At 62.0% G+C, this 23,058-nt stretch carries 20 protein-coding genes and 3 pseudogenes; 9 read left to right on the top strand and 14 right to left on the bottom strand.

Annotated features, from left to right (window positions below):
- Positions 1–544: 544 nt before the first annotated feature.
- Positions 545–799 (bottom strand): annotated as a pseudogene (locus V474_RS27000) (SRPBCC family protein); the annotation flags it as partial.
- Positions 800–1,603: 804 nt separating this feature from the next.
- The gene (locus V474_RS19520; RefSeq protein ID WP_059153081.1) at positions 1,604–2,581 is read right to left on the bottom strand and encodes an acyl-CoA desaturase; all 978 of its coding nucleotides are present in this window, start codon (positions 2,579–2,581) and stop codon (positions 1,604–1,606) included.
- A gap of 83 nt (positions 2,582–2,664) precedes the next feature.
- Between V474_RS19520 and V474_RS19515 the strand changes: the two genes are divergently transcribed.
- Positions 2,665–3,018: a metalloregulator ArsR/SmtB family transcription factor gene (locus V474_RS19515; protein WP_059153080.1), complete on the top strand. Its 354-nt coding sequence runs from the start codon at positions 2,665–2,667 to the stop codon at positions 3,016–3,018.
- A 133-nt stretch (positions 3,019–3,151) separates the two neighbouring features.
- Here the strand turns inward: V474_RS19515 and V474_RS26995 are convergent.
- The 5 genes and pseudogenes from V474_RS26995 to V474_RS19495 all read right to left on the bottom strand — a co-directional run.
- Positions 3,152–3,655, bottom strand: a pseudogene (locus tag V474_RS26995) (DUF4166 domain-containing protein); the annotation flags it as partial.
- A gap of 873 nt (positions 3,656–4,528) precedes the next feature.
- Positions 4,529–4,924, bottom strand: a pseudogene (locus V474_RS26990) (saccharopine dehydrogenase NADP-binding domain-containing protein); the annotation flags it as partial.
- Positions 4,813–5,229, bottom strand: coding sequence for a thiol-disulfide oxidoreductase DCC family protein (locus V474_RS19505; RefSeq protein WP_059153078.1), 417 nt, complete (start codon positions 5,227–5,229; stop codon positions 4,813–4,815). The gene V474_RS19505 and the pseudogene V474_RS26990, both read right to left, overlap by 112 nt.
- Positions 5,226–6,458 carry an FAD-dependent oxidoreductase gene (locus V474_RS19500; protein ID WP_059153077.1) on the bottom strand — a complete coding sequence of 411 codons (1,233 nt, stop codon included), beginning with the start codon at positions 6,456–6,458 and terminating at the stop codon, positions 5,226–5,228. Before V474_RS19500 ends, V474_RS19505 begins: the two co-directional genes overlap by 4 nt.
- A gap of 324 nt (positions 6,459–6,782) precedes the next feature.
- A complete protein-coding gene (locus V474_RS19495; protein ID WP_059153076.1) occupies positions 6,783–7,679 on the bottom strand; it encodes a LysR family transcriptional regulator in 897 nt (298 codons plus the stop codon).
- A gap of 76 nt (positions 7,680–7,755) precedes the next feature.
- Here V474_RS19495 and V474_RS19490 point away from each other — a divergent pair, with 76 nt between their 5' ends.
- The 3 genes from V474_RS19490 (at position 7,756) to V474_RS19480 (ending at position 10,410) form a co-directional block, all read left to right on the top strand.
- Positions 7,756–8,547: a DODA-type extradiol aromatic ring-opening family dioxygenase gene (locus tag V474_RS19490; protein WP_059153075.1), complete on the top strand. Its 792-nt coding sequence runs from the start codon at positions 7,756–7,758 to the stop codon at positions 8,545–8,547.
- 23 nt (positions 8,548–8,570) lie between these two features.
- Positions 8,571–9,185, top strand: coding sequence for an FMN-dependent NADH-azoreductase (locus V474_RS19485; RefSeq protein WP_059153074.1), 615 nt, complete (start codon positions 8,571–8,573; stop codon positions 9,183–9,185).
- Positions 9,186–9,510: 325 nt separating this feature from the next.
- Positions 9,511–10,410, top strand: a complete 900-nt coding sequence (locus V474_RS19480; RefSeq protein ID WP_059153073.1) for a LysR family transcriptional regulator — start codon at positions 9,511–9,513, stop codon at positions 10,408–10,410.
- A gap of 42 nt (positions 10,411–10,452) precedes the next feature.
- Here the strand turns inward: V474_RS19480 and V474_RS19475 are convergent, their stop codons facing one another.
- The 3 genes from V474_RS19475 to V474_RS19465 form a co-directional block, all read right to left on the bottom strand.
- Positions 10,453–10,878: a putative quinol monooxygenase gene (locus V474_RS19475; protein ID WP_082699891.1), complete on the bottom strand. Its 426-nt coding sequence runs from the start codon at positions 10,876–10,878 to the stop codon at positions 10,453–10,455.
- 70 nt (positions 10,879–10,948) lie between these two features.
- Positions 10,949–11,800 (bottom strand): VOC family protein, encoded by an 852-nt coding sequence (locus V474_RS19470; protein WP_059153072.1) that lies wholly within the window; start codon positions 11,798–11,800, stop codon positions 10,949–10,951.
- 108 nt (positions 11,801–11,908) lie between these two features.
- The gene (locus V474_RS19465) at positions 11,909–12,922 is read right to left on the bottom strand and encodes an aldo/keto reductase (protein WP_059153071.1); all 1,014 of its coding nucleotides are present in this window, start codon (positions 12,920–12,922) and stop codon (positions 11,909–11,911) included.
- A gap of 288 nt (positions 12,923–13,210) precedes the next feature.
- On the opposite strand from V474_RS19465, the gene V474_RS26295 reads away from it, so the two are divergent.
- Positions 13,211–13,360 (top strand): hypothetical protein, encoded by a 150-nt coding sequence (locus tag V474_RS26295; protein WP_169795099.1) that lies wholly within the window; start codon positions 13,211–13,213, stop codon positions 13,358–13,360.
- Between the two features lie 25 nt (positions 13,361–13,385).
- On the opposite strand, the gene V474_RS19460 is transcribed toward V474_RS26295, so the two are convergent.
- Complete coding sequence (locus V474_RS19460) at positions 13,386–14,390, bottom strand: LysR family transcriptional regulator (protein ID WP_201786071.1); 1,005 nt, start codon at positions 14,388–14,390, stop codon at positions 13,386–13,388.
- A 41-nt stretch (positions 14,391–14,431) separates the two neighbouring features.
- Between V474_RS19460 and V474_RS19455 the strand changes: the two genes are divergently transcribed.
- Positions 14,432–15,196: a class I SAM-dependent methyltransferase gene (locus V474_RS19455; RefSeq protein ID WP_059153070.1), complete on the top strand. Its 765-nt coding sequence runs from the start codon at positions 14,432–14,434 to the stop codon at positions 15,194–15,196.
- Positions 15,197–15,201: 5 nt separating this feature from the next.
- Here V474_RS19455 and V474_RS19450 read toward each other — a convergent pair whose 3' ends face one another.
- Complete coding sequence (locus tag V474_RS19450) at positions 15,202–15,951, bottom strand: sulfite exporter TauE/SafE family protein (RefSeq protein WP_059153069.1); 750 nt, start codon at positions 15,949–15,951, stop codon at positions 15,202–15,204.
- Positions 15,952–16,485: 534 nt separating this feature from the next.
- The gene (locus V474_RS19445) at positions 16,486–17,718 is read right to left on the bottom strand and encodes a multidrug effflux MFS transporter (protein ID WP_236711346.1); all 1,233 of its coding nucleotides are present in this window, start codon (positions 17,716–17,718) and stop codon (positions 16,486–16,488) included.
- 559 nt (positions 17,719–18,277) lie between these two features.
- On the opposite strand from V474_RS19445, the gene V474_RS19440 reads away from it, so the two are divergent.
- Positions 18,278–18,766, top strand: a complete 489-nt coding sequence (locus V474_RS19440) for a cupin domain-containing protein (protein ID WP_059153068.1) — start codon at positions 18,278–18,280, stop codon at positions 18,764–18,766.
- A 174-nt stretch (positions 18,767–18,940) separates the two neighbouring features.
- On the opposite strand, the gene V474_RS19435 is transcribed toward V474_RS19440, so the two are convergent.
- On the bottom strand, positions 18,941–19,537 hold the full coding sequence (locus tag V474_RS19435; protein ID WP_059153067.1) for a TetR/AcrR family transcriptional regulator: 597 nt from the start codon (positions 19,535–19,537) through the stop codon (positions 18,941–18,943).
- Between the two features lie 211 nt (positions 19,538–19,748).
- Here V474_RS19435 and V474_RS19430 point away from each other — a divergent pair, with 211 nt between their 5' ends.
- On the top strand, positions 19,749–21,986 hold the full coding sequence (locus V474_RS19430; RefSeq protein WP_059153066.1) for a TonB-dependent receptor: 2,238 nt from the start codon (positions 19,749–19,751) through the stop codon (positions 21,984–21,986).
- Between the two features lie 99 nt (positions 21,987–22,085).
- The gene (locus tag V474_RS19425; protein ID WP_059153065.1) at positions 22,086–23,057 is read left to right on the top strand and encodes a thiamine pyrophosphate-dependent dehydrogenase E1 component subunit alpha; all 972 of its coding nucleotides are present in this window, start codon (positions 22,086–22,088) and stop codon (positions 23,055–23,057) included.
- Position 23,058: the final 1 nt, after the last annotated feature.

Below are 23,058 nucleotides of genomic sequence, written 5' to 3'. Positions count from 1 at the left end.
CGCGGCGCCAGTATTCCTGGCCTTGCCAGACGATGGGCCCCGCCGCATCGAAGCTGGTACGCACATCCAGCAGGCCGGGCGTCCGCGCCTTCATCCCCAGTGTGGTTTCATCCGCCATGGTCAAATATCCGCTTAATCTGGAGCGGACGTTGGCAGGCGCAGGCCGGAAGCTTTCTTGCCACAAGCGCCCGGTCCCATCCTGTCGGTGGTGTCGATCTGATCCCCGACGTTCACGGCTGAAAATTGCCTCGCTGAACGCGTCCGTTCGTTCATTTGACGCCTTGCCCTCCGCCTCAATTTTGGCGCTGTTGAGTACCCGCCGGACGTTCAAATGGAACGCCAAGCGTGCGATCGGCTGCCAATAGGCAATCGGATCGATGCGCAGCACGGTTTGCGCCTGCAGGGTAAGTCTGGTGCCCCCGTTGCTCAGTGGCGCGAGTAGGTATTTCGTGTCGCCGGTGACGACATACCCCGTCAGGTGAGGAGTATGGAGGTGGCGATAAGGGCTCATCTCTTCCATCGCCGGGGGCTGCGACAGGACGGTGAAGGCCAGCACGCGGCCGGGTTGCCATTCGGTCACCCGTTCCACCGCAGTCCCAGTCGAGAATACGCCGAGGCGCGTGGCGCCGACGCCTTCGCCCTGAAGGCTACTGCGGACTGGGTAGGCCAACCCCGCAAGTCCGGGAAGCCCCGGCGACAGGCCGATGGGAGCTTCGCTGGTGATCGCTTGCCACACCGCGTCCGGCGAAGCGGCGATGTCGATGCTTTCGACCGTGTCTATGGGCGTCGCGGGCGGCATGCTCGCTTCGAGCGCGAGCAGCACCGGAAGCACGGCGACGGACATCAAGGGCCTGCTGCCATCATGTCCGAACCGGGCGATGGCCCGGCCGAAGGCGCCTCCAAGCGCTGCGGCGGCCAGACCGAGCGGCGCGACCAGGACGATGCACATGAAGCCCTCCAGCGCAAACATCAGCAAGGCGAGTCCGCCCAGGGCACCGGCCGCAAGGACATGCGCCGTGGTACGCGTGCCGGTCAACGGTGCGCGGCGGTTCACGATATACCCGGTCGTCATTCCGACCACGAAGGGCGTCGCCACGAAGAGACCCCAGCCATAGGCCCCAAACGTCAATGCCGAGATCAGCACCGCGATGACGATGATCGCCACGCCTGCCAGCACGCCTTGCAGGACTTCGGCCGGATCCACCTCGTCGTCTCGTTGCTCACCCGGTTCGCCTTGCCGGCGCGGCATTGCGCAGAGCAGTGCGACGACGATGATCTGGAACACGGGAAAGATCGCGAACAAACTTAGCCTGTGTCCACGCCCGGACCAGTTCGCACGGCGGAACGAGAACGCCGCCAAGCCCCACGCGATCAAGACCGCCAGCGCGAATACCGTCGCGGCCTGTGTGGCCGTGACACCTGGCATCTGCGCCAGACGGCGCAGCGGCAGGAGCCAGAACCAGGCATCGGCATGGAGCGCAACGCCCCGCCAGCTGTAGCAGAGCGCTACCATGAGGTTTTGCGAAAGCAACAACATCGGCGCGGCAAGAAGATAAAGCAGTGGCGAGAGCCGGCCTTCGAAGGAAAGCAGCTTGCGCATGGCTTAGGCCCTCGCCGCTTGGGAGAACCTGCCGTTGGGCTGGCCCTGGGCCACCGCCGGTCGCAGTTCCTTGCGAGGCGCCATGGTTTCAGGCGTTACCACGTCCCAGGCGAGGCCGAGATGCTCCAGCATCGCGATCACCCGATAGCCCCAGTCGCTTTGCCCTGGGTAGATGCCAATCCGCGCCGAGCCCGGAAAGGCATGGTGGTTGTTGTGCCACGCTTCGCCCATCGTCGGGATCGCAGCCCAAGGAACGTCGTGGGCCTGCACGCCCGCGGTGTCCACAAACCACGACTGCGGCCCGCGCCGATGCGCGAGGTGGCCGACGAACCAGTGCCCGGTCACGCACACGCTCACCCGGACGCACACGCCCCATATCGACCAAGGCAAACCTCCGGCGAAATACAGGGCTATGCCCACCAGTACCTGCTGCACCATCCAGGTCCGCTCCAGGAAGCAGTAGAAGCGGTCCTTCCCGGCCTGTCCGAGGTCGAACGCTGGCGGATCGACAAGCTCGAGCCGACAATGGAGTTGCCACCAGGCGTCGATCAGCAGGGGACGCCGATGCGCGAGATAGTCGTGGCAGTCGCTTTGCCGCTGCGCCCAGTCCCTCAGGTCATGCGTGCGGATCATCCAGAACGGCCCACTCATGCCCACCAGCGTGCCGATCCAAACCAGCACCCGCTCCAGCCAGAGCGGGCACGCGAAGCTGCGATGTATCAGAAGACGATGGAAGCCGATGCTGTGTCCCAGCAGAAGCGATGCCCCCGTCAGCACGAAGAACACGCCCAAGGCAGACCAACTCGCGAAGAACGGCGCCACGACGAGCGAGATCACCATCATGCTCCCGTTCCATATCGAATGGACGGGATCCCATCGAACCTGCCCTTCGACCGGGCTGCAACCGGCAATGTCGATAAGGCTGTTTACCGTCGTTTTGGGCGGCGCGGATGGGGCTTGGCTGGGGAACACGTCGGGCATTGCAACCTCCGAGGTAATTAACTCATTGCTTAATTATCCGACACCCCTTGTCAAGTGATTAGCTCATTCCTTAAATAAGGCTCATGCAGAAAGTGTTCGAAGCTCTGGCCTCCACCCCGCGTCGCAAGATCCTTGCGTATCTGAGCCATGCCGAACTCAGCGCTGGCGACATCGCGTCCCGCTTTGAGATGTCGAAGCCTGCCGTATCGCAGCATCTGGCCGTGCTCGAGAATGCCGGTTTGGTTACCAGCGAGAAGCGGGGGCAATTCGTATTCTACCGCTTGGTACCGGACAACCTGCTCAACACGCTCAACACCTATGCCCAAGAAGTATGCCCCGTTTCGCGGCCCCTTAAGGCCGAGAGCGCCAGGATTGCGTTAAAAAAGACAGATGGCGGCGAGAGTGGCGGGAGAGGTACTTCGCAATCGGCCGAGTGAAATTAGTTCGGGCTCCGTGCCTCACCACATAGCCTTTCAGACAAGTTTCATGTCGCAGCTACCCGACTGTTGAACTGCCTGACCTGGGTTGTAAGCCCCGGCTTCGTCGAAACGCAGAAGCCGGGCTCGTATGTTAGATTTCCGTGCGCTCTGAGAGGGGCAGCGCGTCATCAACGTTACTCCCTAGCCATCCGCGATAGTGGATCAGTCGCCCGATCACTGGCAGCGCGATGGGGACGTCGAAATGGAAACGCCCATCTTCGCTCCATTCCTTGGCGATCGAACGAGGCGCCATGAATTTCGGCAGAGGCAGCGGACCAATCCACCAGCGCTGCATGACCATGCTCAACCCTTTCGTGTCGCTGGGAAGGTCGAAGGCAAAGCGGAGGGGACCGAACCGCTCGACCAACCAAGGGCCGCGCTGGCTGAGTTGGCTCTGGAAACACTGTCCGCTGAAATCGCGCGTCCAGGTCTCCCGTCCGCCGCTCTCCCGGAAGTGGACGTGCAGCAGATGATGGCCGGGCTTGGGGAAGCCCACGATCCGCGCGACGAGTGCGGCAATGGGGTTCGCCGCGCCCGTGACTTTCGCTTCTCCCGTCGCGCCGCCATCGCGGTGGACCTCGTGGATCGCGCGAAGTTCCGGCGGCAGCCGCGCGAAGCGGTCGCCCATCACTCGTGCGTACAAGGGAGGCGATGCGACTAGCTCCCGCGTGGAGCAGTGGATGGCCAGCTTGCCGAAGGCATCGTCGTAGTCGTCGAGCGTCAATGCCTCTCCGGCGTCACGCGCGCCTGCCGCCTCCTTGCCCGACAGGATGCTCGCGATGATAGGCGCGACGGACAATGTCGGTATCTCCGGTCCGTCGCCTTGGTCGGCGATCAGCGTCCATCGCCGCTCCACGCGTCGTCCTGCCGCATCGCCGAACAGCCGCACGATCATGGCGGAGCGATCGCCGCCCAGCGAGCGGGTTAAAGTCTGAAGCGGGTTGAGAATGCGTGCGAGCGGGGCGAGAGACGCGACCAGGCGCGTGCGCACCAGCCAGCTCGCGCACCAGAGCGCCCAATTCTGAAACCCAAGCTCCGTGCCCGCGCGGAAGGCGACGGCGGGGTGGCCTGCCAGTCTGTCTGGCAAAAGGGCAAGGTCCGGCACGTCGACGAGCGCCACTCTCCTCTGCACGATCGCGTTCGTTCCCGGGCATGAGAACCGGGCGGAATGCATCTCCTGCCATCCGAAGGCCCGCGCCCAGCGCTGCCCCCGCCACAGACGCAGGGGCTGGCTGACCTGCGCCAATATCGCCGCCGACACGGCCGGGCCTGCTGCCGCCTTGTTCGATGCGCTGATCGCCATTTCGACCGCGCGGACCTTGTCCATGCCCACCGCAAGATGCCGCACGGCCGCGCCCGATAACGCCGGCACGCTTGATGCACCGGAGAGAACGACGACACTGGCGTCTTTCGCTGCAGCGTCAAGCCCCGCGATACCGCATACGAAATCGCGGCTGTCGGCGATGTCGATATAATGCACTCCAGCGGCAATGGAGGCCTTGGGAATGGCGTGGTCCATCGCCTGAAACGGGCCGGATGCATCCACCACCAAGGCAGGCCTGTGCTGTTCCAGCGCCTCGGCGATACGGCTTCGGTCCAGCGCCAGTGGGACGAGACCGGTCGTTTGCCCGCAGAAGGCCTGCGCCTTGTCGAATGACCGTCCCGCGACCAGCACCTCATGCCCTGCGCCAGCAAGCCGCCGGGCGATGCGGCCACCGAAGCCACCATATCCGCCAAGGAGCAGAATACGGGTCACAGGATGCGAGACGCCTGCTCGGCTGTTGGTATCCAGCAGGTGGACCTGCGTCCAAACACCCGATAGCGATGCCGCGCCACCCAGCGATAGACGGGATCGCGGAACCATCGCGGTACGAGCCGCAGCATCGCCAGCGCGTTCCATGGATGATCGAGGCCTGCCCATATGGCCAGTACCGCATCGCTGTTCCGCAAAGCGATGTCGCCGTCGACCACGATCAACGTTTCCGGATTGGCAGGATCGATCCCGAACCGGCGATAGAGCGCGGCGCCGGCCTCGCCCTGCATCGACGCCAGCCGGAAACGTCCTGCTCGGTCGTGTCGCAGCACGAAAGCAGCGTTGGCGGAGCAAAGCACGCACATCGCGTCGAACACGATAACCGGGTGGTCGCCGCTTACCGAAATAACGGTCATACCGAAGCCACGGCAGGCTGGGCGATCTGAAGATCGTCGCCCAGCTCCAACGGCCGCAGCGGATTGCCCACCAGTCCACTCACCATCGACGCCTGTATGGCGGTGGCCGGCCATAGCTTCGACATCGGACCAACTAGATGGTCGCGGATCAACGGTAACAGGCGGCTATCGGATTGATAGACGGGGGTAAACAGCGCAGTGAGCCATTGATACGTCAGAACGTGGCGGCTGCGCAGCCCGATGCCGTGCCGAACCCCCTCGTCGACGCTCTGCGCACCGTCCAGACCACGGGCCAACGCCCAAGCGTCGAGCAGCGCCATGTTGGCGCCTTGCCCCAGCTGCGGACTGGCGGAATGCCACGCATCCCCGATATGGACCAGCGCCGGCTCGGCTGGCGAGGACAATGTCCGATGCGCGTATCGCGCGAAGGTCAGTTGGCCCGGATCGGTGATCTGGTCGAGCAGCGCCGCGCAATCGGGCCAAAGCGCGGCGACCTGTACCTTCCAAGCAGGCAGCCCGGCCGCGCGCCAGACGTCCAACCGATCCGCCCGGAGCGACCAGAAGAAAGCGGCCTTGGGCACAGTCGCGCCCGGTGGTGTCCCGATGGGCAGCACACCCGCCATGATGCTCGCCCGGTCGTAGCGCTGGGCCAGGGCGTGGGGATCAAAGCCGGCACCCTCGGGCCAGTCTAAGCTGGCCCACAACGCTCCATAAGCCAGTTCCCGGCCTGTCGGCGGGGCGAGCGGCGTGCGCGTGCCCAGCGCGTCCACGACCAGATCGTAGGGGCTGCTCGTCTGGCCATTGGCAAAGCGCAAGGCACGTTTGTTCCCCAGCAGCGCACTCCCGGCCAACGTGCGCCCGGAATGAAGTGAAATGCCCGAGCGCAGCACGGCCTCGTGCAGGACCGCGAACAAGCTGGCGCGGTGTATCCCGATGCCGAAGGTGTCCGGACGGCGCAGCGCGGCATAATGCACGTCGAGCACCACCCGCTTGCCCGCCATCCCGAACAGGCGATCAACGCGCGCGCCCCGCGCCAGGACTGTGTCCAGCAACCCGAGCCTGGCGAGGACCGCCATTCCCGTGGGCTGTATCATCAATCCGGAACCAATGGGCTGGGGATTCTCGAACCGCTCGAACAGGGTAATGTGATGCCCTGCACGATGAAGCAGCAGTGCGGCCGCCAGTCCGCACGGCCCACAACCGGCAATCGCGATGTTCAGCCCGTGCATCCCTGTTGCCTAGCCGAGGATGCGGATCGGTCCAATAGGGCGGCGTGAATGGCCATACCGAAATATGCGATGATCGGCGCCCAGCGGCAGGTGCTTGCGAAACTGTCGGAGCGGAAGAATGGAACGCGCGGAGGATAACCTTCCTGATCCCGGACGTTCCCGCGCCGAAATGGGGCGTCAGATTCCGGGCCTTCGTTCATCGCCTTAAAATGGCACAGAGCCGTCATTCGCAATTTCTCTACCGAGCGGCTGATCATGCCATAATCCGCCGGCGGTCTGTTGAAGCTCGATCTGAGGGACGAACGCCTGATTCCACGCGATCGATTAGGCAAGCCGCGCCTGTAAGTCGTTCAGCAGCCAGCTTCCCGCCCGTCCAAAGACATGGTTGCGCATGTGAGCCGCGTAGATCGTCAGCGCGCCGGTCACGCGCGCCGGGTCATTCTCGATCGCCAAGCCCACCAGACGACCGTCGGCGAGATAGGGTGCGATTAGATGCTCGGGCATCCGGCACCATCCGAGCGCCGCCAGTAAGAAATCGAGGCGCCGCGCGAGGTCCACGAACCGCCAGGCCTTTGTGCCGATGATGCCATAGTTCGGCCCGTCTGGCGCGGCAGGGTCCGACAGGACGAGCTGAACATGCTCCTCCAGATCATCGGCCGTCACCGGCCGGTCCAGCCCGGCCAATGGATGGGCAGGCGACACCACCGGCACGAGATCGATCCCGAGTAATGGCAGCGCCGCTACGTCGTCGGGCACGCTCGGCAACAAGGTGCAGAGCGCGAGCGCCGCATCGCCCCGTCGCAACCGTCTTTCGGCCCCGCCTAGCCCCTCGGTGGAGAAGCTGACCGGGAGAAACGGAAAAGTGGCGCGCAGCGCGTGCAGGCTGTCGATGAACGCGGCGGTCGGCACCAACGGATCAATGGCGATCGCCAGCTCGGCCTCGATCCCCTCCCGCGTGCCCGCCGCCACAGCCTCGAACCGGGCGGCGCCGGCAAGCACCCTGCGCGCCTGCTCCACCAGCACACGGCCCAAGTCGGTCAGCACCGGCCGGAACCCCGATCGGTCGAACAGCGTGACGCCCTGCACATTCTCCAGCGTCGCGACCGCCTGGCTGATGGCGGATTGAGCCCGCCCGAGCCTGCGTCCCGCGGCCGAAAAGCTGCCCGTGTCGGCGATCGTCGTCAGAACGCGAAGCTGGTCGAGGGTAAGCCTGCCAATCATCCATCACCTTAGCCGATAAGGATCATCATATCTTTATCACTCCCACCGTCTTAGTCCAGCGGCCACATAGCGGGTCATGCAACCGAGGTTCTTCATAAACCATGGCGGCGGCCCCTGTTTCTTCCTGGAACCGGGGCCAATGCGCGACACGTGGCGCGAGCTGGAAGCCTATCTGCGCGGCGTCGTGGCGACCCTGGCCCAGCAACCCCGCACGATCCTGATCGTGTCCGGCCATTGGGAGGAGAGCGTGCCCACCGTAAACGCCGGCGCGCATCCACCCCTGCTATACGACCACGGCGGCTTCCCGAATTACACCTACCGGCTGACCTTTCCGGCGCCGGGCGCGCCGGAAGTCGCGGCGCGGATCGGTACGCTGCTATCGGCCGCCGGGATCGCCAGCGCAACGGAGACGCGACGGGGGTGGGACCATGGCGTGTTCGTGCCGCTCAAGGTGATGAAGCCGTGTGCCGACATCCCGGTCGTGCAACTCTCCATGCAGCGAGGGCTCGACCCGGCGGCCCACTTGGCGATCGGGCGGGCGCTGAGGCCGCTGCGCGACGAAGGCGTGCTAATCCTCGGCAGCCGCCAGACCTACCACACTATGCGCGGTTTCTTCGGCGGTGGAGCGGCGGACCAGAAGGCGGAAGCCATCGACGCCTGGCTGCGTGCCACCATGCTCGACGGCGCAACGCGCGACAAGTCGCTGATCCGCTGGGAAGACGCACCTCATGCCCGCGCTGCACAGCCGCATGAGGACCATCTGTTGCCGCTGATGGTGGCGGAAGGTGCCGCGTCCGGCGAAGCCGGCACCGTCGATTTCCAAGGCCATGCGCTCGGCAAGCCGATCTCCGGCTTCCGATTCGGCTGAATCATTCTCAAGGAGGAACATTTATGACCAAGCTTCTCGTCATCGAAACCAGCCCGCGCGGCGACCATTCGATCTCGCGCAACATGACGCGCCGCTTCGTCGCCCAATGGCAGGCAACGCATCCGGGCGGCGAGGTAACGACACGCGACCTTATGGAAACTGACCTCCAGTTCATCGGCGCGCCGTGCCTTCAAGCCTATTTCACGCCGCCGGAGCAGCACTCGCCCGAGATGAAGGCGGAGCTGGCTCTGTCGGACGAACTCGTCGGCGAACTGCTCGCCTGCGACCACGTCGTGATCGCGACTCCAGTCTACAACTATAACGTGCCAGCTGCACTGAAGGCCTGGATCGACAGCATTGTGCGTAAGGGGCTGACGCTCGGCTTCGACGGCAACGGCCTAGTGACGGGCAAGACCGCCACGGTGCTGATCGCGAGCGGCGGCGTCTACACCGAGGGCTCGCCGATCCGCGACCGCGACATCGCAACACAGTATCTCCGCATGGTATTGGGCGTAATTGGCATCACCGATGTGACGGTGGTGGCCGGTGGCGGCGCGAAGGCGGTCGATATGCGCGAGGCGTCAATGGACGGCTTCATCGGAACGCTTCAGCCCGCGATCGAAGCTGCGGCCGTTTGAACAGACTTTTGGGCTGCGCATCGCCGCGCAGCCCACATCATGCTGCGCAGTAAGGAAGGGCGAGTTCCGGAAGCTTGTCGCGATCTACGAAGGGCCGGGAGCGGGCGCAACCCGCCCGGCAGGAATCCATTTATCCAGGATTGCATGTGAGTAACAAGACGACGCATATGCGGCCCCTCGCCACCCAAAATTCATGGGGTCCGCAAGATTGATTGGCCCGCCGCCTTTTCCGAGATTTAATAGTCCGTTTCACAGATCAGCTGACCAACGCTCCCACTTCATGCTATAGAAAGTGGATTTCGAGAAATCATGTCATAGGTGAGCTATGGATAATCGCGCGGGCGAAATGATGGTGTTCGTTCGGGTCGTCGAGGCGGGCAGCTTCTCGGAAGCCGCTCGCCTGATGCTGATGACACCGTCAACCGTGTCCAAGCTGATCGCGCGACTAGAAGCGCGGCTTGGCGTTCGGCTCATGGAGCGATCGACGCGCAGACTGGCGCTGACCGAGGAAGGGCACTTCTACTATGAGCGCAGTCAGGTGCTGCTCGGTCAGATAGATGAGACCGAGCAACAGATTGCCCAAGGCGGGGCCGAGGCTGAGGGAATTGTCCGCGTGACCTCTTCAGTCAGCTTCGGGACGACAGCCTTGGAGCCGCTGCTGCCCGCCTTTTTCGAGGCCTATCCTAAAGTGGTCATCGACCTCTCACTCTCGGACGAAGTAGCCGATCTCTATCTCGAACGCACCGATGTCGCGATCCGCGTGGGCAAGCTGGCGGACTCCAATCTGATGGCACGCAAGATCGGCGAAACGAAGCGGTGCATAGTTGCGTCTCCCGCCTATCTCGCGCGGCATGGAACGCCCAAGACACCGGAGGATCTGATCCACCACAATTGCCTGGGCTTCAATTTTCGCCGGGCAATGCCGGTCTGGCCGATGCGTGAGGGCGGTCGGATTGTCGAACGGATGCTGAGTGGATCGCTGTTAGTCAACAATGGCGACACCCTGCGCCGCATGGCGATCGCCGGGGTCGGGATCATCCGGCTGGCCGACTATCATTTGCGCGGCCCCATCGAAAGGGGGGAACTTGTGGAGCTGTTGGCCGACAGCGACATCGGCGTAGTGGATGATGTCCATGCGCTATACCGAGGATCACAATTCCTGCCGGCGCGGGTGCGAAGTTTCCTCGACTTCATGGTGCCCCGCATGCAGGCATTCCTGAAGTGAGCGAGACGGCCGGCTGCCCGATCGGCACCCGGCTGTCTTTGGTCAACGCTGGTTTTGTCCCAGCACGCCCATCTGCATCACGTCCACGCTGCCATCGGCCAATTCGGGCAGCTTGGCGAACCATGCCTGCACATAGGGCATCGCGTTGTGCGCCTCGAAATCTTCGCGTGTCGCGAAGATCTCGTAGAAGATGAAGTGGCCGGATTCAGCCCGGTCCTCCTGCAGGAAATAGACGAGATTCTTGGGATCGCCGCGGACCAGTTCCACCAACGGCAATGTGGCTTCGCGCAATTGTTCGGCCTTGCCGGGCTTCGCACGAACCTCGGCAACGATCGACCAGGCGCCTTCTGGGACGCGTGGATAATCGACGGTGACCTTTGCCGCTGATGTTTGCTGTGCCGCCGCTGGCGTTGTCAGTGCAGCGATGGTCAGCACGGGGATGGCGAGCACTTTGAGCGGGATGCGCATTCTTTTCTCCTGTCGAGCTAATATCCAGGGGTAGTCGGGACAAAGGATCGTTCGCCCTGAACCGACATGGTCACTGACCAGTGCGCGCGTGTTGATGCGTTTCAAGCGCATTGGCGAAGCGCTGCTTGACCGGGCCGAGCGCCTTGACGAATTCGAGCTGCTCCCCTTCCGGGCCTTTGCAGTAGATCAGCTCCCAGCCATCCGATGGTGCGACGGTGACCTTGTTTGTATTGGTATTCTGCGGGGCACCGCGCCGTTCGGCTTCGTTGCGCACGCGGATGGTCCGGTTCGCACGCACCTGCGTCATCCCACGGCGCGCGGACTCGGCTTCCAGATCCGTGATGAACTTTTTGAAGTCAACATCGTCGCGCACGTAGAAGCAGATGTGCATCATCCGCGGGAACGCCGGGCTCATATTCTCCAGTGGCGGCGCGAAGCTGTTAGGGCCGCCCATAGGCTCACCGGCGTTGCGATATTGCAGCAGCTCGATGACGACATTGTCGAACTGGATGAAGCGAACGTCGAGGCGCTGGTCACCATTGCGCAGGTTCGGAACGCCGATCGTTGTTGGACTGACATGCAGTTCGTTGGCCCGGATCTCCTGATCCGCGAGCAGCGTGTTCTGGACCGGATCGCCCTGGAAGTCTCCGTGGCGGAAAACCTCGGTCCCACCCAGCACCTCGGTATAGAATTCATAGGCCCGTTCCATGTTCTGCACGGTCAGGCCGAAATGCTGGACGCCCTGAAGCCGCAGACCGAGCGGCGCGCTGTTGCGTGCGGTCGCGGACATGCCGCCACCGTTCTGCGCCACGGCCTGACCGCCAAGACCCGCGGTAGCGCCGACCGCGAGGGCAGCCCCGGTCGCGCGAAGCACGTCCCGCCTGCCGAGATTAGCTGCTTTAGTGTTACGCGAATTAGGCATGTTCATTCTCCTTCTGTGGAAAGTTGAAGCGCCGCGAACAGGGCGCGGGGCGCCATCCGGCTGCAGCAGCGCTGCCGCCGGTGTGGCAGGACGAATGAGGAAAAGTGGTCAGTCCGCGGTCGGAAGCGGCGCCGCCGGATTGACCAGGCCGTTCTTGCGTAATTCGCGCCAGAAATCCGCCGGTACGACTTCGTCGAGCGCCGCGCGATCTTCGGTGATGCGTTCAGGGCGGCTGGCGCCAGGGATCACTGCCGCCACCGCCGGATTGGCAAGCGCGAACTGGAGCCCGGCAGCCTTCATCGAAATACCGTGCCGGTCGGCTATGGCCTTGATCGCGGCCACTTTCGAGAGAATTTCCGGCGTGGAGGGCGCATATTCGAAGTTCGGTCCGCCCACCAGTGCACCTGAACTGTATGGGCCACCGACGACTATCCCGAGACCCTGCTCCGTCACTTGCGGCATGACGCGCTGAAGCGCCCGGTCATGATCGAGGAGTGTGTAGCGGCCCGCGAGCAGGAAGCCGTCGGGGCGCGGCCCTTGAAGATTGAGCAGCAATTCGATCGGCTCGACGCGGTTGACCCCCAGGCCCCAGGCCTTGATCACGCCTTCGTCGCGCATCCGGTCCAGCGCCTTGAACGCCCCCCGGCGTGCATGCTCGAACATGGCCAACCATTCGTCACCGTAGAAATCCTGGGCGATGTCATGAACCCAGGCGATATCGACATGATCGGTCTTCAGCCGCTTGAGGCTGTCCTCGATCGAGCGGTAGGTGGCGTCTTCGGAATAATCGTTCACGATCTTGTTGGGGCGGCCATATTTGAAGACGTCGCTTTTCTCACCGAGGTCGCGTCCTTTGACATCCTCGATTTCGTCAAGGATGACACGGCCGACCTTGGTGCTGATCACGAAGTCCGAGCGCGGTTTTTCCGCCAGCACATCTCCCATGCGAATTTCAGCCAGACCCGCCCCATAGAACGGGGCGTTGTCGTAGTATCGAATGCCATCGTTCCAGGCCGCTTCCACGGTCGCACGCGCTTCCGCCTCGGGAATGTCGCGAAACATGTTGCCAAGAGGCGCGGCGCCAAAACCGAATTGCCCTGGCAGGATATCTTTGAGTGCCATTGCGTGAGCCTTTCTTCCAAGCCGAGCCCTGCGCCCGACGATGGAAAAAGGAATAATGGCAATCAGGGATTACGAGTAGCCGGGCGCGGATCGCAGAACCTTGGAACCGGGTTCACAGATAGACGGGACGGCGTGGCGCCTCTAAGAGACCGTTTGAGAATGGGCTTTGCCCATTCTGCCGCTGGTGGCGCATTCAAAATGCGCTCTTCTGCGAATTTTCAAACGGTCTCTAAAGCGTTCATCTAAAGAAAGCTGACGGGCCTCGCGGAATGGCTGAAATGAGGACGCATGACGACCGTCAGTTTGAGCGGCCAGATCGGCACCTTCCGTCAGGAGCGTTCAGGGAAGATCACTAAACGCCTCGATCGGGTCGCGACCTGCCACTACCGCCCCGTCCTCGCACGGATTTCGGCCCTCATTGTGGACGTTCTTGCATGAAAACAGCCGCCCCCATATCGCTCGTTCATTCATGTTGCCTTGGGCGCGTTCTGGACTGCTCGCGGTTTTCAGAGAGTGCCTGACCCTGTCGAACAATTTCGTCGACCAGCGCAGCTGCATGACGACTGAGTTGTGAGAAGTCGGTCGCACAAAGCACCAGATGACGCCGTGCCCAGTGGTCAGCCAAAGGCACTATACTCAACGCATCGGAACGAACGCGTTCAGCGGCTGCCAACGGCAGAATGCCGATGCCGATACCTGCCTCTACAAGGCGGGCGACACTTTCGAAGCTGCGCAGGCGGACCCGATAGCCGATCCTCCGTCCAAGCTTCGCTGCCTGATCTGCCAAGTGTGAATGCAGGGCGCCGGCGCTGAGGCCGACGAATGGTTGATCGAGCAGTTCGGAAAAGCGGGTCGATGGTCTATCAGCCAGCGGATGCTGCGAAGGCAGTAAGACGACGAGGCGATCCTCGGCGACGGTGACCGTCTCCAGGTCCGCCGATTCCGCCGAATCCGCGATCAATCCGAATTCAGCACGCCCTTCTGCGACCGCTCCGACTATGTCAGTGCTCGTGCGTTCCTCGATATCGACATCTACGTCCGGGTGTGCCGTAAGGAACACGCGAACGGCGGCGGGAAGCAACTCGACCAGTGCCGCCGTGTTCGACAACAGGCGAACGTGCCCTTTGAGGCCCGATGCAAAGGCCCCAAGGTCACCGCGCATGCGCTCGATCTGCGCGGTCACAATACGCGCGTGTCCCAGAAGAGCGCGGCCTGCCGGCGTCGGCAGGACACCGCGTCGCCCGCGTTCCAGTAGAGAGGTGCCGAGGACGGCTTCCATCCCGCTCACCCGCGCACTTGCAGAAGCCAATGCCATATGGGCGGCATTTGCCCCTTTGGAAATGCTGCCGGCCTCTACCACGGCGATAAAAAGGCGCAGGTCGGTGAGATCGAAACGCATGCAGCCTTCGTTACCACCGAAGGCTTCCATCGCATATCCCGCATTGCCGCGTTCGGCCTGACCGCTCACATGTGACATGCAATTCACACCCAATAGGAATCACAAACACCATGCAACGCGGTCACAATGCTATCGTGAACCAGCAATTCGGCGGACAGGCGGAAGCCTATGTCTCAAGCGCTACCCATTCCAGCGGACCGGATTTGGAACGGTTGGCCGATATTGCGCAGGCGTGGGCGGGAGCCACCGTGCTCGACCTCGGTTGCGGCGGCGGGCATGTCTCGTACACCATCGCGCCCCACGCAGAAAAAGTTGTCGCCTCTGACCTGTCCCAACCGATGCTTGATGCCGTGACGGCAGAGGCAGGCCGCCGTGGCATCGCCAACATCGAAACCGCGCAGGCGGCGGCAGAAGCGCTGCCCTTTGCGGATGGTGAATTCGACGCGGTGGTCTGCCGGATGAGCGCGCATCACTGGCAGGATCTCGATGCCGGGCTGCGCGAGGCACGACGCGTCCTGAAAAAGGGATCGCCAGCGATCTTCATAGACGTAGTTTCGCCAGATAGTCCCATGCTCGATACGCATCTGCAGGCAGTCGAAGTCCTGCGCGATCGCAGCCATGTCCGCGACTATCGGATCACGGAATGGTCGGCGGCGCTTGGTCGCGCAGGGTTCGACCTGACGCGTGTCTTCATTCATACCTTGCCAATGGAATTCGCTTCCTGGGTTAAACGCATGCGCGCACCTGACGATCTCGTCGCCGCCATTCGTTTGTTGCAGACGGAAGCCTCCGAGGAAGTCCGAGAAGCTTTTGCCATTCAAGACGACGGCAGCTTCTCCATTCGCATCGCGACTTTCGAACTTACGGCATCGTAGCGCCCTCACCCATACGCTTTTATAAAGAACACGGCGGTCACCAGGCCTGCAAGAGCCAGAGTGATCGCCCGAACCAAGGCGGACGGTAACCGGATGCCTAGCAACGCGCCAACGTAACCTCCGATCAGTGCAGACGGTGCGAGCAGCAGCACGGCCCACCAGTCGACCGCTCTTGTGGCAGCGAATAACAAAATCGCAGACGTATTCGCCGCCGTGACCAGCATCGCCCGCAGACTTTGAAGCCGTTTGATGTCCGCCTTCGTGGCGATGGTCCAGAAGGCCATCATCATGATCCCAACCGCCCCGCCGAAGTAGCCACCGTAGATCCCGAGGATGAACTGCCCCGACAGGATCAGTCCCCTACCGGCTCCGTCCCAGCCATGAAATGCCGACGTAGCCCGCTTCCCGAAGGCGAGCGCCAGGGTTGCGACCAGCAGCAGCCACGGAAGCGCCCGCAAAAAGAGCGCCTGCGGCGTCGACAGGAGCAGCAGACCTCCCGCCAGCCCCCCAGCGACCGACACTGCCGCCATCAAGACCAAACGGACGCCAGCGACCGGTGCCAGCGCTTCACGGTAGACCCACGCGCTGACCGCACCACCCGGATATAGCGCCAGACTGCTGGAGGCATTTGCGATCACGGGCGGAACCCCTGCCGCCATCAGCGCCGGCAAGGAAACGAAGGATCCGCCCCCCGCCAATGCATTCATCGCCCCTGCCAGCAGACCTGATGCTATAAGGAGGTAATCCGCGTCCATGCGATAGCTATGATGAACTCAGTGGCGTCGCACAATCCGGATGATGCGAAGCCGTACCTCTGGCAAAAACGAAGGCTGCGCGCTGCTACCGCCCCCTTGCGGACGTAGAGAAATCGATCCATCCGCAGTCGATGTCTTTGAGTGATGTTACTCTTGAAACGGCCACGAGCGCGGACGGAATGAGGCGATGGGCCTTAGTTCGCCGTTCTTATGGGTTCTTCGTTCACTCAGAAGAAGCCTACGTGGATTTGCATGACTGCGGTGGGGGCGTTGACGGTTATTGGTCGCGCAGGTATCGCTCCGGTTTGTTCGACACAGAGCAAGCTGCGAAGGACGACGCTTTTGGCTCGCTCCCGTGGCTGTCGGAACTGCCAGACGCTTTTCGGTAAAATGTCCGTTTCCACCCCTCAGATGCGAAATTCCGGACAGGCAACGAACGCCCTCATTCCGGTCGTTGCTGAGCCAAGTTCAGATCCCCGATTCCGGCCCTTCATCCATCGCTTGCAGGTTGTGGTCGCCGCGGCCTCCGACTGCTTAACTCTTCGCTTGCGTCTCGCGGGCGTGGAATAGCAGACCGCCTTCGATCACGTAGACAATGGCGAGCACGGCCATGCCGATGCACAGATAGCCCACCGCCAGCGGCAGCGTCGTGCCCGCATAAGCCTGCCCGATGGCCGAACCCACCAGCACTGCGCCGATGCTGGTGATGAAACCCTGCACCGATGAAGCTGTGCCCGCGATGTGCCCGACCGGCTCCATGGCCATGGACCCAAAGTTGGAGCCGCAAAGCCCGATCGAGGTCATGCTGAGCGCCTGGAGGATGGTGAAGCTCGTCAGCGTCTCCAAGCCAGCATAGATGACCAGCACATGCACGATCGAGAGCCCGATCAACGCGAGCAAGGCCGACTGCGAGATCATCCGCGTTCCAAGCTTTTCCACAAGCCGGCTGTTGGCGAACGCTGCCAGTCCCATCGCGCCGGCGCAGATCGCGAACAGCCAGGTGAACTGGGCCCCCGCGCCGAACTCATCGACGAAAATCTGCTGTGAGGATGAGACGAAGGCGATGATCCCGCCGAACGTGAGAGACGCGGCCAGCGCGTAGCCGATGGAGAATCGGTTCGTGAGCGTCAGCCAGTAACTTTGCCGCAAGGCAATCAGGGAGATCGGCACCCGGCGTGCAACGGGCAGGGTTTCTGGCAGGCGCACCAGCGTCCATGCGAGCACGACGGCTGCGAAAGCGCCAAGCGCGTAGAAGATGAACCGCCATGGCCCAAACGCAAGCAGCGCCTGGCCCAGCGTCGGCGCCAGGATCGGCACGACGAAGAAGATCATTTGTGCGACAGACATGGTGCGGGCCATCTTCCGTCCGGATGCGCCATCGCGGACAATGGCGACCGCGAGTACGCGGGTCGACGCCGACATCAGACCCTGCAGCAAGCGCGCACCGAGCAGCGCCGGGAACGTAGCCGAACTCGCCGCAAACACACTCGCGGCAACGAAGCCGATCAGGGTGCCGACGAGGATAGGTTTCCGGCCAAACCGGTCCGCGAGAGGACCATAGACCAACTGCCCTGCCCCGAAGCCTACCATGTAGACGGTGATGATCCACTGCCGATGATTGGCATCGCTTATAGCAAGCTCACGGCCTATGTCCGCCAGAGCAGGCAGCATCAGGTCGACGCCCAATGCGTTTACGGCCATGACTGCAGCGATAAAGGCGACGAATTCGCGAGGATGCATGGCGGCGGGGACGGGTTTGGATGTCATCGGCGGCGCTATCGGCGATATGTGCCTACGTTACAAGCGAGGCGCGCCATCCGCGCGGGACCGGACGCCGCTTGCGGTCAGCCGGATAGTGACTTCCAACTCTTCCATTGCCACGCATGGCACCGCGATTGAGCAAAGCATTGACCATCGGTTCCATATCTCAATTAGAACGCCCTGATAGTCGTCGTTCCCACCTCGAAATCGGATGCCCGATTCCGGCCCTTCATTCATCGCCTTAAAGTGGGACAAGCTGCCGTTCGCATTCATTTTTCGGAACGACCGAGTGCGCTGAAACCTGCCATACCTGACGAGGAGATTATGCCAGCGACGAAAGCTGGAATTAGGCCAACTACCCATTGGCGGTGCTGGCACGATAAGGATTAATCATTCCCAGGTTAATTCTCATGACAACTCAACACCAACCTTTTCTCCTCAATCCCTCGTGAGGAGAACAGTCCATCCTGGCTGGCAAATAATTTAGATACCAATAGGTTTCAGAATTTTGTAAGCTAGCCTCAAGCAGCCTTTAAGCGGCCAAGCCGATATAGGAAACGGCACCATGATTCAGGACAAGAAGTTCCATATTTTTCGTGCCGATAACATGGCCAAGCTTGCCGAGGCCGACATCATGACCATGGTGCCACCCACCAAGGGCATCGAAGAAATGATGGCCTGTGTCGATGCCGGTCTGCCCGATGGCACGGCTTCGCAAGTGATCTTTTCCGGATTCGGCCTTAGTCTCGTGCGCGTATGGTTCAAAAAGCACTTTCCCCTGCCGCTTCATTCGCACGATGCCGATTGCGTCTATTACATCATCGCTGGCGGCGTGAAACTCGGCACGGAAGAGCTTGGTCCGGGCGACGGATTTTTCATCCCCGCCGGCGTGCCATACACGTATCGGCCGGGCGCGCAGGGCGTTGAACTGATCGAAGTGCGCAACAGCGCGCGGTTCGATTACCGCGAACGGTCAACCGCCGCATTCTGGAAAAAGGCGCTGAAAACCGTGCAGGAAAACCATAGCGACTGGGTGCAGCCTGCTGCGCGTTAGTTTTTCGACCCGCGCGGGGTCGGCATTGACAATCAACTGCGAATAATAAAGAAACCTATGAGTGTCTAAACAGGCGCACCGACCATGGCCCCGCGAGAGGGCTTGGTCAGAGGGGGAGAGTACAGGATGCAGGATTGCCGTGCCGTGCAGCATTCCTGCGCACGGATCACACCATCAGCCCCGGTGGTTCAAAAACCCGCGCAAAATCATGTCGACGCGCCGTTCGAGTTCGGCTGCATCGGGCACAGGTTCGGAAAAACCCAGCACGGCCCGCAGCGCCTTGGCACCAACGATTGTATCGTAAAAAGTGTCAGCCGCGATCGAGGCAGTGCTGCACATGATGCGTTGCTGCGCCATCAGATCGGCAAAGACGCTGGCGGTCGCACCGTGAATGTCGCGCCGAGATTTTTCCATCACCGGCAGCACGATATTAGGGAACCGCAGCAATTCGGCCGCCAGCATTCGGTTGAAGGCAACGCTTTCGGGGGCCAGTGCCGCGTGGGCGATCGTGCGTGCCATATCCAGCAGGATTTCGCGCACCGGCATCGCGGGCGATGGCGGTCGAAAATGCGACAGGCCGGTGCGCGCGCAAATCGCGTCGCACACGGCTTGGAACACAGCCTCCTTGTCGCCGATCAATTCGTAGATCGTTCGTTTTGTCACCCCGGCCACTTTGCCGATCGCGCTGACGCTGCCATCGGCAAATCCTTTGGCGATGAAGATGGTCGTCGCTGCGCTAAGAATGCGATCGCGCTGGACGACGGCATCCATGCGCGGTCGCCCGCGTCCCCGGCGAGGTGGCAGAACCGGTTCATCCGGAGAAATGGTGTGCAACGCGTTCATGCAACGCTGCGGACAATATTGGCCGCCAGAAATCAAGACCAAATACCGAGCGCTTTAAGACGGGGGATGCTTCAACCCGCCTGATGACCGCCAATACGCTCTTACCAAAACAACCATAAACATAACGAGGGGATTTTTGATGCGAGCATACGGAAAACTGCATTCGTCCTGCCACACCGCACTGGGCCTTGCCCTTGGACTTGGCCTTTGTGCCACCAGCACGCAGGCTCAGACCGTGTCGGGCGCAGACGGCAACACCAGCGATATCATCGTGACCGCGCAGCGCCGGGCTGAACGGCTGGAGGATGTTCCAGCTTCGATCACCGCTGCGACACAGGAAACCCTGGCTGCCGCCGGCGTGACCGATATCCACGATCTGGACCAGATCGCACCGGGTGTGCAGATCAGCTATGCCGGTGCCTATACGCAACCTTCGATCCGCGGCGTCACCACGCTGACCGCCGGGCCGGGCTGGGAAAACAACGTCGCGGTTTACATCGACGGTTTTTATTCGCCCGCTCCGGTCGGCGTAAATGTCGCGCTGGCCAACCTGCAAGATATCCAGATCTTCAAGGGCCCGCAGGGCACGCTGTATGGCCGCAATGCCACCGGTGGCGCGATCCTCATCAATACGCGCGGGCCCACCGCCGAATTCACGGTCAATGCCGAAGCAAGCTACGCAAGGTTTGACGATGTCGCGGTCAACGGCTTTATCTCAGGGCCGATTTCAGACACCTTGCGCGTCGGCGTTGCCGGGACGTTCCGGCGCAGCGACGGTTATTACCGTCAGGTAGATCCGGCAGGTTCGGGTGGCACAGTCGACGATGCCGCCAACATTCGCAGCCAGTCTGTGCGCGCAAAGGTGGAATGGGATGCAACGCCCGATCTCACCGCAACCGCAGGTTACAACTATGTGCTGGTTAACGATCCCACGACTTTGCTGTTTCCCAACCAGGGCTATGCCCCTGCGTTCCTGCCAGCCGAACCGTTTGCCGGCCGGGCGCCCTATCGGGCATCCAGCAACGTAGACACCTCGAACGAGGCACGGGTCCATGAAGGTACGCTCAAGCTCGTTTACAGGACAGGGTTCGGCAATATCGCGTCCTATACCGGTTATCAAAAGCTCGCGGCCCGCACGGTATATGATTTCGATGGCACGTACCTGCCGATCCTGAACATCGACGGTCCGAACAACAAGTATACGTTTCAGCACACCACGGACGTCACCATTGATAGCATCGGCCGGCTGAACCTGGTCGTGGGCGGATCGTACTACAACGATGTCGATCGCAACGACGGCGCAAAGACCTTTCTCAACGGCTCTCTGGCAAGCTTCACCTATGCCCGATTGACCGCGAAAGCATGGGCAGCCTATTTCGATGCCACATACGATCTGACCGACAAGCTGATCCTCACGCTTGGCGGCCGCTATACCCGGGAACGCAAGGGCATCAGCTATCGCCAGCTTGACGCCAGCCAGACCATCAACCTCGTGGAACCTGCATCGTCGTCTGCCACGTTCTCCGACTTCACGCCGCGCGCCACGTTACGCTATGAACTGTCCCCGCGCACCAACGTCTATGCTGCGTTTTCGCAAGGTTTCCGTACAGGCGGGTTCCAACCCACCCCTGCAGCAACACCGGCTCTGCTAGTTCCGTTCCGGCCCGAAAAGATCACGGCTTATGAAGTCGGCTTCAAGACCGCGACATCCACGTTTCGCTTCGATGCCGCGGCATTCTACTACGATTACACCGATCTCCAGGTTGGCGTGACACGCGCCAATCCAGTGACCAACAGCCTCATCAGCTTTGTCAGCAACGCCCCGTCGGCAGAAATCTATGGCGTCGACCTGCAGGGCAGCGTCCAGCCAGTAAACGGCCTGACGCTGATGGCCGGTGCATCGTTCCTGCATGCGCGCTACAAGGAGTTCCCCAACATCACTGGCGTCGGGGTCGATCCTGTCACCAACCTCAATGTCGAGGATGTGCAGGACTGGTCAGGACTGCAGATGACCCGCGCGCCCGATTTTTCGGGCAATGCCGGCGCATCCTATGAAACCCCGCTGGCCGACGGGACGCTGCGGCTTTCGGGAAACGTCAGCTATTCGGGCGCCAGCCCGCAATCCAACCCGTCCGTATTCGGCAGCCTTGCCGGCGCGCAGGCGCGGGTGCAGCGGTATCGCAACGATCCCTACACCCTCGTCAATGCCCAGATCGGGTGGACCGCGCCGGGCGATCATCTGACGGTGACGGTGTTCGCCACTAACCTGACCAAGGAGCGCTACTACATCAACTATGGCGGCACGACATTCTTTGGCGATGTCGGCGTGTTCAACCAGCCGCGCACCTTCGGCGTCCGGTTGCGCTACGAAAACTGATAAAAATGGCGCAGCATCCGGTCACGGCATCATCCCGCAACACGGCGCTTCCCTACCCGAGCCACTCCCGCCCTCTGTCCTTTGCAAAGGTAGAACCCAATGCAGCTTCCCCGCCTCACCATGCTCGACGCCTATATGCGCATGCAGCGCATCCGCAATTTCGAAGAGCGCATTGTCACTGAATTTTCCTCGGGCGAAATTCCGGGCTTCATCCACAGCTATCTGGGGCAGGAAGCCTCTGCGGTTGGAACCTGCATGCACCTCGACGATGACGATTATATCGGATCGACGCACCGCGGCCACGGCCATTGCATCGCAAAGGGTGCAGATCTCAAGGCCATGATGGCCGAACTTTATGGCAAGCGCGATGGCCTGTGCCGCGGCAAGGGGGGCTCGATGCACATTGCTGACCTGTCAAAGGGCATGCTGGGCGCCAATGCGATTGTCGGGGGCAGCCCGCCACTGGTGCTGGGCGCGGCGCTGACCGCCAAGACGCGCCGCAACGGCAAGGTCGCGGTGGCATTTACTGGCGACGGCGGGTCCAACCAGGGCACCGTGTTCGAGGCCATGAACATGGCCGTCGTGCTCAAGCTACCGGCAATTTTCATTATCGAGAACAATGGTTTCGGTGAAGGAACGGCGGCCTCCTATGCTTGCGGCACCGATGATCTGGCCGCACGCGCCGCAGCGTTCGGCATGCCGGCGGTCGCGGTAGATGGCACAGATTTTTTTGCCGTTCACGATGCCGTTGGTGAAGCAGTGGCACTTGCCAGGGCCGGCGGTGGCCCATCCACCGTCGAAACGCGCTGCCCGCGCTTTACCGGCCATTTCGTCGGCGATCCGCAACATTACCGCGCCAATGGCGAAGTCGACGTGCTGCGCCGCGATGCCGATCCTTTGACGCTGATCCGGCGGCGCCTGATCGACGCCGGTGTGTTCGATGCCGAACAATTCGATGCCCTCGACCGCGATGTCGCCGCCGAAATCGACGAAGCGGTCGCCTTTGCCCGCGCCGCCCCCATCCCCGACGAAGCCGATCTTCTGGCCGACGTCTACATCTCGTATCGGTGAA

This window comes from Novosphingobium barchaimii LL02, from assembly GCF_001046635.1.
Taxonomy (GTDB): Bacteria; Pseudomonadota; Alphaproteobacteria; order Sphingomonadales; family Sphingomonadaceae; genus Novosphingobium; species Novosphingobium barchaimii.
The sequence above is the reverse complement of the archived record's forward strand: the minus strand, read 5'-3'. Positions and strand labels throughout refer to the sequence as shown.